General features: G+C 50.7%; 12 protein-coding genes. 3 read left to right on the top strand and 9 right to left on the bottom strand.

Going from position 1 to position 13,157, the window contains the following annotated elements:
• Positions 1-6: 6 nt before the first annotated feature.
• The gene (locus ACYVBJ_RS01020) at positions 7-972 is read right to left on the bottom strand and encodes a YheT family hydrolase (RefSeq protein WP_460980442.1); all 966 of its coding nucleotides are present in this window, start codon (positions 970-972) and stop codon (positions 7-9) included.
• A 52-nt stretch (positions 973-1,024) separates the two neighbouring features.
• Here ACYVBJ_RS01020 and ACYVBJ_RS01025 point away from each other — a divergent pair, with 52 nt between their 5' ends.
• Positions 1,025-1,471: a hypothetical protein gene (locus tag ACYVBJ_RS01025; RefSeq protein ID WP_460980443.1), complete on the top strand. Its 447-nt coding sequence runs from the start codon at positions 1,025-1,027 to the stop codon at positions 1,469-1,471.
• A 4-nt stretch (positions 1,472-1,475) separates the two neighbouring features.
• Here the strand turns inward: ACYVBJ_RS01025 and ACYVBJ_RS01030 are convergent, their stop codons facing one another.
• The 8 genes from ACYVBJ_RS01030 to ACYVBJ_RS01065 form a co-directional block, all read right to left on the bottom strand.
• Entirely contained in the window at positions 1,476-2,246 is a 771-nt protein-coding gene (locus ACYVBJ_RS01030) for a glycosyltransferase family 2 protein (RefSeq protein ID WP_460980444.1), read from the bottom strand.
• Positions 2,247-2,320: 74 nt separating this feature from the next.
• Positions 2,321-3,280, bottom strand: coding sequence for a glycosyltransferase family 2 protein (locus tag ACYVBJ_RS01035; protein WP_460980445.1), 960 nt, complete (start codon positions 3,278-3,280; stop codon positions 2,321-2,323).
• Between the two features lie 124 nt (positions 3,281-3,404).
• Positions 3,405-4,229 (bottom strand): hypothetical protein, encoded by an 825-nt coding sequence (locus ACYVBJ_RS01040; protein ID WP_460980446.1) that lies wholly within the window; start codon positions 4,227-4,229, stop codon positions 3,405-3,407.
• A gap of 128 nt (positions 4,230-4,357) precedes the next feature.
• A complete protein-coding gene (locus tag ACYVBJ_RS01045; protein ID WP_460980447.1) occupies positions 4,358-5,281 on the bottom strand; it encodes a hypothetical protein in 924 nt (307 codons plus the stop codon).
• A 42-nt stretch (positions 5,282-5,323) separates the two neighbouring features.
• A complete protein-coding gene (locus ACYVBJ_RS01050) occupies positions 5,324-7,036 on the bottom strand; it encodes a hypothetical protein (RefSeq protein ID WP_460980448.1) in 1,713 nt (570 codons plus the stop codon).
• Between the two features lie 50 nt (positions 7,037-7,086).
• On the bottom strand, positions 7,087-8,160 hold the full coding sequence (locus ACYVBJ_RS01055) for an NAD-dependent epimerase/dehydratase family protein (RefSeq protein WP_460980449.1): 1,074 nt from the start codon (positions 8,158-8,160) through the stop codon (positions 7,087-7,089).
• A gap of 188 nt (positions 8,161-8,348) precedes the next feature.
• Complete coding sequence (locus tag ACYVBJ_RS01060) at positions 8,349-8,627, bottom strand: hypothetical protein (RefSeq protein ID WP_460980450.1); 279 nt, start codon at positions 8,625-8,627, stop codon at positions 8,349-8,351.
• A gap of 114 nt (positions 8,628-8,741) precedes the next feature.
• Positions 8,742-10,478, bottom strand: coding sequence for a M3 family oligoendopeptidase (locus ACYVBJ_RS01065; RefSeq protein ID WP_460980451.1), 1,737 nt, complete (start codon positions 10,476-10,478; stop codon positions 8,742-8,744).
• Positions 10,479-10,609: 131 nt separating this feature from the next.
• Between ACYVBJ_RS01065 and ACYVBJ_RS01070 the strand changes: the two genes are divergently transcribed.
• On the top strand, positions 10,610-10,987 hold the full coding sequence (locus ACYVBJ_RS01070) for a BlaI/MecI/CopY family transcriptional regulator (RefSeq protein ID WP_460980452.1): 378 nt from the start codon (positions 10,610-10,612) through the stop codon (positions 10,985-10,987).
• Entirely contained in the window at positions 10,974-13,154 is a 2,181-nt protein-coding gene (locus ACYVBJ_RS01075; RefSeq protein WP_460980453.1) for a M56 family metallopeptidase, read from the top strand. The genes ACYVBJ_RS01070 and ACYVBJ_RS01075 overlap by 14 nt, the downstream gene beginning before the upstream one ends.
• The last annotated feature ends 3 nt before the right edge of the window (positions 13,155-13,157 follow it).

Here is a 13,157-nt window from a genome sequence, read left to right on the forward strand (position 1 = left end):
ATCGGTTTAAATCAGGTTCTTCGCAAACGCCAGTGCCCGGCGTTCGGCATACGTATATCTATCACGGGGAACCGCAAAACCAACGTGTCCACCTCGCGCGGGCGTTTCCAGAAATATATAAGGATGCTCTTTCGCTAACCAGACTGGCGAACACTCAGCCGTCAGGAGTGGATCGTTCTGGGCGTTCAGCAGCAACGTCGGTACCGTTATTGCCGGCATAAAATTAACGGCTGACGCCTGTGCATAAAAATCGTCGGCATCCCGATAACTATTCACCGGAGCCGAAAAAAACTCGTCGAAATCGCGCCATTGTTTCACAAAACGCAGTTTGGCCATATCCAGCCGTCCTGGAAACCGATTGGCTTTCTGCGTCAGCTTCGTAATCAGCTTTTTCATGAACCGGTTTCTGTAAAATCGATTGCTGGGCTGGTCAAGCATACGGGCGCTGGCTCCCAGATCGGTAGGTGCTGAAATCGCAACACCCCGTTTGACAGCGCTAGGCAGCTCATACCCGTGCACACCCAAATATTTTAGCGTAATGTTTCCACCCATGCTATAACCGACCAATACAATTTCCTCATAGGTACCGGTTTGCAGAGCATGGCCGATTACCTCGCCTAAATCGCCAATCTCGCCATGATTATACAACCGGAATGCGCGGTTCATCTCGCCACTGCAGGAGCGGCAGTTCCAGGCCAGCACATCAAACTCATTCGCAGCAAACAGTTTAGCGGTTCCCCGCATATACTGCCGATTGCTGTCGCCTTCCAATCCGTGCGTCAGGATAACCAGTCGGCTGTTGCCCCCTTTGATCCAGTCCAGGTCGACAAAGTCGTCGTCGAAGAGAGTGAGCCGCTGACGGGTATACGTAACGCCGGTTACGGTACGCGTAAGGCTGGGGAGTATCGTTTGCAGGTGGCCATTGTACTGATAAGCAGGCGGCCCCGGATAAGCTGAGTCTAGTAACGGCATTGAACTAAACAACGAGTATTTTTAGCGTGTTGTTCTAGAGAAAAGCCCTGTTATGCAAGTTGCCAAGTATGTATCTGTTATCGTTGCCAGCACCATCAAATTTGTTGGTGGGCCCTTGTCAGGAGTGGCCCTGGGGCTGAACTGGCTGGAAACAGCGATCTGTACAACGCTGGGAATGATGGTAAGCGTACTGGTGGTTACGTATGCCGGTGCGGCTTTGCAGGCTCTGATGCAGCGTTACCGCCCACGGCAGCCCAAACGATTCACCAATCGAACCCGCATGGCGGTACGCGTCTGGAAGCGGTCCGGTTTAATGGGTATCGCGCTACTGACACCCTTAATCCTGACGCCCATCGGCGGCACCATACTTGCCGTTTCCTTCCGGGCCAAGCGAAGTGAGCTGCTTTTGTACATGCTGATAAGCGGAATTTTCTGGGCCGTTATCCAGTCGCTGGCCGTTTATCAGATTCCCGGCCTCAGGGGGCTTATCAGTCAATAATTGCTTACCGGCTTACGGTCTGCGCTACAGGCGTGGCTGGTTTCTTTCTGAAGTCGCCCTGTGAGAAGTATTTCTCGATCAGGCAGTACATCAGAATAAAAAAATAACGACTGCCCATCTCCTTGATCTTCAATTTCGACTCGCCGTACTTCCGGTTCGTCCAGCTGTTGGGCACCACCGCGTAGGTATATCCACGAACAATGGCTTTAAGCGGCAGTTCGACGGTCAGGTTAAAATGGGGGGCCAAAAAAGGCTTTATGCCCTCTATCGTCTCGCGTTTGTAGAGTTTAAACGCGTTGGTTGTATCGTTGTATTTAATGCCCATTACCAGCTTGACAATGAAGTTGGCAATGCGGTTGATGAATTTTTTGAGGGGCGGATAATCAATTACTTTCCCATCTTTACCCCATCTCGACCCAAAGACAGCATCGACATTGGTTTCAACCATCTTGTTGTAGAACTTAACCAGATCTTCGGGATCGTCCGACAAATCAGCCATAAACACCGCTACACAGTCACCTGAAAACCGTTCCAGTCCGTACCGTACCGCATAGCCGAACCCATTCGGCCCTGGGTTGGTGTAATATACTAAGGTTGGAATTTCCGTTGCGGATAACTGCTTCAGTACCTGAAGCGTACCGTCTTTGGAGTTATCGTTGGTAACACATATCTCGTGCGGAATCCCGTGCTTGGCCAGTGTCTGGTACAACGCACGTAGCGTAGGGGGTAACGATTCTTCCTCGTTGTAGGCGGGTATAACAACGCTTAATTTCATATCCATTCTGGTTTGTCGGCCCTTGGCAAGTACCATCATTCACCGGGCACACTACAAATTACAAGCTTGCTGGCTTAATTCCGATGCGGCAGAAGCCGGATACTACTGTATAACTTGGTAACGGGCCTGGGTAGTACGTAGTCCCGAATGACAAATTTCGTTTTTTCCCAGTCGGGACGGCCTAAGTGTAGGTATTTCAGGGCGTAGAATACCCGCCTGAAATAGCGGTTTTTGTATTGCTTCGAGTCCAGCAGCATCCGGTAGTACCGGGCGATGTTCCGGCGGAGTACCCGGTCGTACTTGTAGTCGAGTTCGCGATTAATATCGCGGTACATCTGAATCCGATTTCGCAAAAACGACTCCTCGTAATAGTTATCGGCGTAGCTGGCTCCTCCCCGGTTTTTTCGGTACACCGACATTACGTCCGGGATGTACCCGATCTTACCTAGCTTGGCTTTAAGGATAAGCCTGGGAATATCGCCACTCGACGATTCACGAAACCAGGTTGGATATTCTTTGATTGCGTTCCGGTACATGGTGCTGGACGTAGCCATGAACCAGATTTCATCTTCGCCGATCAGGTCGTCGACCGTATAGAACGGCTTCATATCCGAACCGTTGAGCAAATGCGAAGGCGTCCCGTCTTCGTACGTAATCAGGGCATTGTGAAACACCGTCGAATAATCGGGGTGCGCATCCAGCAGATCGGCCTGCTTCTGAAGCTTAAGCGGATCGGTCCAGTAGTCATCCCCATCCATCAAGGCATAATATTCGCCCTGGGCCAGTTTCAGCGTTTCCAGAAAGTTTATCCCCCCGTTTTTACCCATGTTACGTGGGTGCAGTACGCCTTTCACCAGGCCAGGGTGCAGGCGCTCGTAGTCCTGGATGATGTCGCGGGTGCCATCGCTCGAAAAATCATCACCAACCAGAATTTCAATCGGAAACGTCGTTTTTTGCGCAAGGGCACTATCGATAGCCTTACGAATAAACTTCTGCTGGTTGTAGGTGATAATCAGGACGCTTACTTTAACCATAATACGAAAAATAAACCCGGTCCGAACGCAACCTGGCGGGCGTTAGAGACCGGGCTTTCGTTTCACCGACAAAGATAGGAACGAATACTCCGTTCACCGTCACTCGGCAATGAGTATTTCTTGATTAAACGGCGGCCTCCGACGTAGCGGTTTTAGCCGACTGAATATGAGTTTTCCAGCCTTGCGGCTCATCTTTATCCGCCGGTGTTCCCCACGGATCATAAAACGGCAGAATGGCAACCCAGCGGCCAGCGGGGTCATCCCAGCTAAACCGATCGGCAAAGCTTGAGGGGCTTACCCAGTGCGGCAAATCGTAACGGAACAAAATCATATCGCCTATTTCCTGAAAACCTTCGGTTTCCACAATGTGGTCGTTAATAACGTATCCCGTACCACCGGATGTATAGTCTTTCCCGTACTGATTAAGGGCAAGAATCGTACCGACTTTCTGCGGATTAAGCGGGTGCCAGTGCCGACCAAAAAAACTACCGCCCATTGGGTAATGTGTAACCTGCGGGTGGAAATATGGCTGTCCTTTCCGAACGCCGTATTCTTCGTCGTTGCCCGTCAGGCTGTTCCAGAACCGGCGCATCGGATCGAAGACCTGCAGCAGCGACTGCCTGGTTGGCTCATCAAGCTCCAGAATGGCATCGAACGTATGGTCATGAAACAACTGCGGGGCCTGCTGTATTTTGGCGATGTGAAGCCGCTGCTTATGCTGGTTATTGTCGAACGTATCCGGGCCCTCAGCCAAAGGGGTTTTAGCTGCCCAGCTACGGGTTGTGTCGATAATTGTACGTAGCGTTTCTTCCGGAATGCCCGTGCGGATAACAACAATGTTCGGCTCATTGACGAGTTTCATTACGTCTTCGTAAGGAATCTCAGGAACGATCTTACCGTCTTTGAACTCAGCGTTGACTTGTATGAGGTATTTTGATAACTCTTTCATTTCTGCCTACTGTTTTGTACAAAATAGAGCGCTAACTACGAATAATACAAACGTAATCTATCAAAGGGCCTGACTCCTATGATTATTGTGCAAGAAAGGCCTGATAAAAGTCATCCGATCTTTTTTCACTACTGCTCAACGGCATACCCGAATCCGGACGCCCCAAATCCGTTGCCGTTGTACAGCATGATTCGCTGACCGTTATACTCAAAAATATGACAGTAGTCCATCATCATGGAGTCCCATCCTTCAGCAGAGCGTTCAATCCCGGCGCGTTCATCGTTTCGCTCCCAATTCAGGCCATCTTTCGACTCGGCGTATCCAATCCGGTAGCTTTTCTGAACGTCGGTGCGGTAGTTGGTTGCGTTGCGGTACGAGAAATACATTTTGTATAGCTCACCATCCTTGTAAACCGTTGGTCGGCCAATAGCATCGGTGAATTCATCGTATCCCACGCAGACGTGACCGGTACGTTGCCAGTTAATTCCATCCGTCGACTCCGCGTATTTCACGTTATAAAAAGGTTCGGGATGGCCGTTAATGACTTCAATTTTGGTGCAGGACAGATACCACATCCGCCATAAACCCCCTTCACGAATAACGCACGGCTGGGCCACCCAAACCTGATCGTAGATCGAGCGGTCGAGTAAGGGGCCCGTATATTTCCGCTCGAAGGTGAGTCCACCATCCCGGCTGATGGCTAAGCCAATACCCAAACGATAACTGGCGGTTTCGCTCTTGTTCCAGCCCGTATAATACAGCCAGATTTCGTCACCTACGGGTACGAACCACGACGGCATAGCGCCCGTTTCGTCGAACATACCGACGGCTCCTTTTGTCAGGCATGGTTTATCGTGAACGTAGGTGACCTTCGATATATCCTGTGGATCAAGTTCTACGAACGAGGTGGCCGATGCGATGTTTTCATCGCGGGTCGAGAAATAGACACGCAGCTTATTTTCCAGCGGAAAGCCAAATGGCACCTGTGCGTGCGTGCGGCTGAATGGCTGCGATCCGTCAGGTTTATAAATCAGTCCTTTTTTTGTCCACATAACTCTTTTTAATCAGTCAATCGTGTTTGGTTCTTTTACCGGCTACTTCTCGGCCAAAGGATGATCGGTCTCCAATGGCGAAGGCCGGATACGATCCCGACGAACGTATAAACGGGTATCGTCGACCAGCCCTACGTAGCGATAATGGGCGGCAATAAATTTGCCAAGTGGTTTGATAATTTCGTGGCCCTGCGTTTTCCGATCGGTCATCCACAGATTCCGACTGCCCACCGCATCAACAAAAACGGGAGGAAACGAGCGAACGAAATCGCGCACGTACCGTTTCTGATAGATTGCCTGCATCGGATGTTTGAAGCCACTCCGGATGGTATGATTCTCCGCAACTCCCTGCGGCATCTGCGTCTGCACGTAATAATCACAGCGCCAGCCCCACACCACCAGCTTTTCGCCCGGTTGGGCATATTTAGCAATTTCTTTAGAGACCGGTGATGGCTGAACGACCCAGCCCTGCTGCCACTCCGACGGGTAGCGATTCAAGGGAACAGCCTGTCGATGCCTGACCAGTACCTGAACGGCGAAGAGAACGAGAAAAGTACCCATGATAGCGGGCTCTATCCAACGGCTTCGTTGCCTAAACGTCGACAGTTGACTCCAGCCGTAAGCCGCTCCGAATACAAGTGGCCCCGTCAGAAAAAACAGGTAGTGAATATACTCCGACCCCGTTCGGGTAATGGCGAAGATCGTGGCGATCAGCAACGTAACGCTGAACCCGATCCGTTGCCACCCGCCAGCTCTGCTACGTTCGTTTGTGCGCCGTAAAGCATACACTACTCCTGCAACCCAAACCAGCAGGGATAATTTAATGAACCAGTCAAACGATTCACCGCTGCGAAAAAACTCAGGTAAGCGCAGGATGCTTTGCAGTTGATTCGTGTCGCTGGCGTAACGAAGATTTCCAACCAGATAGAACGTAACAAAATCGTCATATACCTGGTTAAGCCAGGTCAGGCTGGTAAATACCGCCGGAAACAGCAGGCTACTCCCGATAAGTACAGCTACCCGGCCAAGTTTTTCGGAAATGCGCAGGCGGGTTGCCTTAAAAACCGTCAACAGCGTAAATAAGCCAACGACGGCGGCCATAGGTGCGGCCTGTAACTTTCCAAATGGAACCATACCCAGCAACAAGCCGATCAACGCAATACGCCAGATGCTGAACGGTCGTTCGCTTTCCAATTTTGCATAGAGGTAGTAACTTCCGCTTAACAGGACGAGCGGCACCAGTTCGCTATTGTAATGAAGAAAATCACCGGACTGCGTTAGCCCAAGTACGAACACCAGGGGTAGTAGAGCTAGTCGGGCAGCCTCTTCGCCAAACCAGAGCGATGCCGTTTTGAAGAGCAGATACAAACAGACGGCAATGAGTCCGAAGGCGGTCAGATGCGCTGTGATGTAATCGAAGGGAAGTCCCAACAATGAGGGCAGGATTAAAAAATAGCTGTCCAGCGGGCCACCGGTGGTCCCATCTACGGCTCTGAAGTATACCGGATCGTAATGGAGCGTAAGCGCCTGGGTAATGATCTGACTCTCGTCCGGATTGATCTCGTAGTTGTATACGATGCTGGGTAACCGCAGCAGAAACAACAAGCCCAGCGCGGAAGCAATGAATATCCGGTTACTGATCCGTAGTCTACTGCTTACCCACACCAACCCCCAGCACAGACCGTACGTAATTAGCCAATAGATAACCGGATATGTATCAAAACGGGGCATAAAATAGCCCGGACGCTGGCGCATCCGGGTGCTGACCTATGAATGTATAGCTCGTAAAGTAGCGTTACAGATGCTTATTTTACGACTGCCAACCGAGCAGCCATGCTGTCGTGAATCTGGATCATCGTTTCTTTCAGATCGTACGTCCAGTTCCAGTCCGGGTAGTGTTGTTTGAACTTGGTCAGATCGGAAATATACCAGATATGATCACCACTCCGGTTTGTTTCAGAGTATTGATAATTCATTTTGTTGCCCGAAATTTCTTCGCAAAGCGCAATGGCTTCCAGCATGGAGCAGTTTGCGTATCGGCCACCGCCTGCGTTATAGACTTCGCCCGGCCGCGGATTCTGGTAGAAATGCCAGAACATATTCACCAGATCCCAGCTGTGGATGTTGTCGCGTACCTGCTTGCCTTTATAACCAAAAATGGTGTATTGATTGCCCGTAATTGCGCACTTCATCAGGTACGATAAGAACCCGTGCAACTGGGCACCCGAGTGATTAGGCCCGGTCAAGCAGCCCCCCCGGAAAACACCGGTGTTCATGCCGAAATACCGACCGTATTCCTGCACCATAATATCAGCCGCGACCTTCGATGCGCCAAAGACAGAGTGCTTCGTATGGTCAAGACTCATGTACTCATCGATCCCGTTTTCGAAATAAGGATGATTCTGGTCGATTTCCCAACGGGTTTCGGTTTCAATCAGTGGCAGGAAGTTCGGATTATCGCCGTATACTTTATTCGTCGACGTAAAGATGAACACCGCTTCGGGACTGTGCAGCCGGGTCATCTCCAGCATGTTCAGCGTACCGACGGCATTAACGCCAAAATCCGTGAACGGCTCACGAGCGGCCCAGTCATGGCTTGGCTGAGCGGCTGTATGCAGGACAAGTTTTATATCAGACCCAAATTCCTTAAAAATGGTTTCCAGTTGCGCGACTTCCCGGATATCAGCAGCACGATGCTCATAATTCGAGTATGCTTCGGCCAGCCGGCTGCGGTTCCATTCCGTAGAGCCATCAGCCCCGAAGAAGTATTGCCGCATATTGTTGTCAATACCAACGACCAAGTCAAATTTATCAGCAAAAAAAGCAACGGCTTCGCTACCAATCAAGCCAGCTGACCCAGTAACCAATGCAATTTTCATAGCGTATTTCAGGCCTAATTAAATTTTATCAACAGAAAAATACTATTAATCAATTCGTTTTGCCGACAAAGTAACACAAAAAATTATATTCGTAGGTAGATAAACTTAGTGTTAGGTAACGGCAAAATAAAAGCGATAAGCCAGCGCCGGAACGCTCACTCATCGCTTTCAAGATCTATTAAAATTACTTAAGCGCCTTCGCCGATTGTACCCGCGCCGAACAGTTTTTCGCGAATTTTCTGCGTACGGCCTTCCAGTTCCGGATTAGGCGTGTACTTATATTTAGTCTGTACAGCCGCCGAATCTTTGCCGGTTCCGTACACTTCAGGATCACCAGCGCGGTAGTCGGCTCTGAAATCATTAGCCCGGACGTCCTTCTGGCGAATAGTATTGTATTTTTGATAGTCGCAGGATGCGAGCGACAATACTGCCGCGACCAACAAACCTGCACTGAATACGCGTTTCATAGCCACTTGATTACGAATTGATTCGGCAAAATTAATGAATAGTCACTAGTCGTCAGCCGTAAACGAAGAGTTTTTTTGGTTTATCTCTTCTTCCGGCTTATTCCTTTACCGCCTTTACCGCTGGCTCAACGATTTAATCTCGCCATTTACAAAGCCCATTAGCTCGCGGATGTAAGCCTGCGAAAAGTCGAAGGGTACGTCAGCCGCAGCGTAAATCGCCCGAATGGGTGCTTTATAGCCCAGACTCAACGCTCGTTTGTACCCCGCTAAGCCAGCCTCCGGGTCACGCCGGTAATTGCGCCATACGCCAATCGCCCCTAGTTGCGCTATACCGTACTCGATGTAATAGAACGGCACTTCATACAGGTGCAATTGACGCTGCCAGATATACTCTTTGTAATAGGCAAAGCCGCTCCAGTTTGTTACGTTATCAGCAAACTGCTCGTAGATACGTATCCAATTCTCGCGCCGTTCGCTGATCGTATGGGTCGGATTTTCGTAGATCCAGTGCTGAAACTTGTCGATCGTCGCCACCCAGGGCAACGTTTCAATGATCGATTCGAGATGCTGAAGTTTCGCGCGACGCAGCTCTTCGGGATTCTCGAAAAATACGTCCCAGTGATCCATGGAGAGGAGTTCCATACTCATAGAAGCTAGCTCTGCAACTTCCATCGGTGGGTTCCGGAACGCTTTCAACGGTAAGTCGCGCGTCAGAAACGAGTGCACCGCATGACCACCTTCGTGAACCATCGTGACCAGATCGCGCAGACTGGACGTAGCGTTCATAAATATGAACGGCACACCGATTTCTTCCAGCGGATAATTATACCCACCCGGTGCCTTTCCTTTTCGGGACTCCAGATCGAGGTGGCCCATCGCGCGCATGATGCGTAAATCATCGCCCAGTTCCCGGTCGAGCCGGTCGAAGCAGGTAATGGTTTTTTCGACCATTTCCGCGCCTGTAGCGAAGGGCTTCAGGGGCAGACGACCTTCCACATCGACTTTAGCGTCCCACGGACGTAGCGGCTCTACGCCCAGCTTTTCTTTACGTTCGTTGGCAAGCGTATTCAGCAGGGGTACAACGGCATCGGCAACCGATTCGTGAAAGTTAACACAGTCCTGGGGTGTATAATCAAACCGGCCCAGCGCGGCAAACGAATAATCCCGGAAGTTGGCGAAACCCGCGTTCAACGCCACCTGATGACGCAGATCGCGTAACCGATCGAAGAGTTCGTCGAGGGCTTCGTGGTCTTTATAACGGCGTTCCCAGATTTTGCGCCAGGCTTCTTCCCGTACGGCCCGATCGGTCGACTGGAGGAGATCGCTGGCTTCCGGCAAGGTCATTTCCCGACCGTTAATTACGACGGTCATGGCCCCCGCAATGGCTCCATACTTCCGCTCTTCGGTCTGGAGTTCGGTTTGCAATGGAATGTTTTTCTCTCTGAATATGTCTATGGCCTTCTTCATGCCCCGTACCATTACGTCGTAGCCTTCGTCGGTTAGCTGGCTCAGAAACGGGCTATTAACCGCTTTTAGGTCAAGATCGTTACCGTAGGTGGTCATGGGAGGCTGAATTTCGGCGATGAAGAAATTGAGCTGATTAATCAGTTCTTCATTGGCCGTGTCGCACGTCATTCGGATGTAGCGCCAGGCAAAATTTTCGGATAAATACGATTCCAGTTCGCTGCGGTCGAGCAACCACTGGCGTAGATCCGAGGCATTCTGTATCGTTCGATTCAGTAAATCGTCGTAGAGTGGTCTGACATCGTCCCAACTCGTTAAGGTTAATTCATCACCAATAAATCGTCGGTCCGGACGGGCAGGAAGTTGAAGGGTTTCGTTAGAGTGCATACCGATCATTTAATAAAATCTTGAAAACGTATAGCCACTATTATAAGCCATTGTAAAAGTTTTTTGTTCGCATATTTGCATCTACGAAAAACTTCGTATAGGTTTACTACGAAATTATTCGTAGATCAACTATGAAGCCAACCGACTCTGAATTAGAGATTCTGCATGTGCTCTGGGCCAGTGGTTCCAGCACCGTACGCCAAGTTCACGAAAAGCTAAGCGAAAACCGGGACATTGGTTATACGACGGCCCTTAAATTGATGCAGATTATGCACGAGAAAGGGCTGGTAACGCGTGATGCCGAAGCGAAATCACACCTGTATTCGGCCGCAGTGAGCGAAGAAGATACCCAACGTAATCTGGTCGACCGCTTTGTTGAAACGGCTTTTCGCGGGTCAGCGTCGAAACTGGTTATGCAGGTATTAGGCCAGCATAAGGCATCGCGTGAGGAGTTAGATGAAATCAAAACCCTTTTAAACCAGATTAATTCAGCCGATGAACGCCATTGATTTTCTGACCAGTCCGGTTGCTTATGATTTAGGCTGGTCGCTGCTACATGCCATCTGGCAGGGCTTCGCGCTCGTTCTGTCTGCCGCGCTGGCTTTACACATCTTCCGGAGTCGGTCCAGTGCCTTTCGGTACCGCATTGGCGTAGTAACGCTGTTTGTTCAGGTGCTGACTTCGGTTATTACGTTCGTTTGGTGTTATAGGCCATCTCCGTCTGCCAGCGAACTCGTTTTTACCAGAAGTGCGATTCAACCTGCGGTTTCTATTCATTGGCAGACGGTAGCCCAGACTGTATCCTGGCCGCAATACGTTCAGCAATTTCTGGAAAATCACCTCGCCGAGCTTGTTCTGGCTTACCTGATCGGTGTTGCCGCCTTCGGGTTGCGCCTAATTGGTGGCTGGGTGTATCTGCAACGGTTGAGCCGTGTATCGGGCCGATCCGTAACGGCCTGGATCGAGCTGAGCGACCGCCTACGGGCTTCGCTTGGTATTCGTATGGCCGTACAAGTGAAAGAGTCGGCGCAAATTGCCATTCCTATGGTCATTGGTGTTCTTAAGCCGGTCGTTTTGCTGCCGGTTAGCCTAGCAACGAATTTGTCATTACGTGAGCTGGAGGCTGTTTTGGCCCATGAACTGGCCCATGTCAAGCGGTTCGACTACGGAGTAAATTTGCTGCAATCGGTAGTTGAGGTATTATACTTTTTTCACCCGGCCCTGTGGTGGCTATCCGCGCGAGTACGGGAAGAACGGGAACATTGCTGCGACGATCTGGCCGTTCAGGCTTGCGGAGGTGATGGTCGGATTTTAGCCCAGGCGTTGGCCCGCGTTGAAGAATTACGACTCGCTCAAGTGTATCAGACCCCTACCCTGGCGATGGCGTTTGTCTCGAAGCGGAAGCAGCTGCTGCACCGGGTTCGGCGTATGCTTGGGGTTCCAACGCAGCCTTTTGTATCGAACAATCGACTGGCCGGGCTTACGCTGGCAACTTTGCTTCTGGTGAGCGCGTCGGTATACGCAGTACAGCAACAGAATCCTCGGCCTAAGCCGCAGGCAACGCAACAAAAAACGACACGGCGCCATAAAGCGGGAAACGGTACTGAGTATGGTATGACTGATAAGCAAAAGGTAAGCTACGTTATCTGGAAAGGTCAGAAGTTGCCCGCTACCCGAGTGGCTAAGCTTCAACAGCAGCTTGATCAAGTTATGGCAGGACAGCTTTCGCTTGATGACGTTAATCAACCCGATCGTGACATTCTGCTCACCATTATTGAAACGAACGTCGGCTTCGATACCGGAATGAAGGCCTTATCAGAAAGCCTTGCCCATATTGACTACGACAACATCGTTGCTTCAGCTTTAGAGAATGTTCCACTTAGCCCTGACGCAATGGTCGAAGGTTTAGCTAAAGTTGATTACAGTGCCATTATCAACGATGCGATGGCTTCGGTGGGTACCTTTCCAGCCTTGTCGCCCGCTTCTTCTGACTCGCTGAACCGACTACGTTCGCTGCGCCAGCATCAGGTAGACAGTTTGAGTCAGCTTATGGAAAAAAATGCTCAGCAGGCCGAAGCGATACGTCTCCAGATGGAAAAACTTCGGTTTCCGGTAGAGGAATCGGAACGAAGCCGGGAGGTACTGGAATGGCGGAAGAATAAACTGGCCGAAAAACGAAGCAGTTTGCTCGATAAACACCGTCAGCTCCTGTACGCGGATAGTAAGCAAAAGCTCAATCAGGCCGAAATCGAGAAGCAGTTAGAAGCTCTGGAACCAGAAATCAAAAAACAGGAAATAGGCATTGAAGAGCTGAACAAGCAAATTAAGGGTATCGAGCAGAAGATCAACGAAACGCAGGAGCCGCTCGACAAGCTGGAACGTCAGGCTGAGGAGCTAGCGATCCAGATGAACCAGTATGCGACCCAGTTGAGCGCCCAGCATGAAGGGTTGACTGGCCTGAACATCCCAATGCCAGCCATACCGGGCATTCCCGCGCGCTCACGGCGCGCTCCCCGCCCGGCTCTGGCCCCGGCCGCGGTTATACCGCCTGCTCCACGGGTTGCTCCCGTTCCGGATCGTGTTATACCTACTGCACCCGCGCTGGCACCAACACCACCCGCCTTACGCTCTAGCCCGGCCTTAGCCCCTCCACCTAAAGTAAAGAAGCAACATTAAACC

Source organism: Spirosoma fluminis (genome assembly GCF_054778895.1).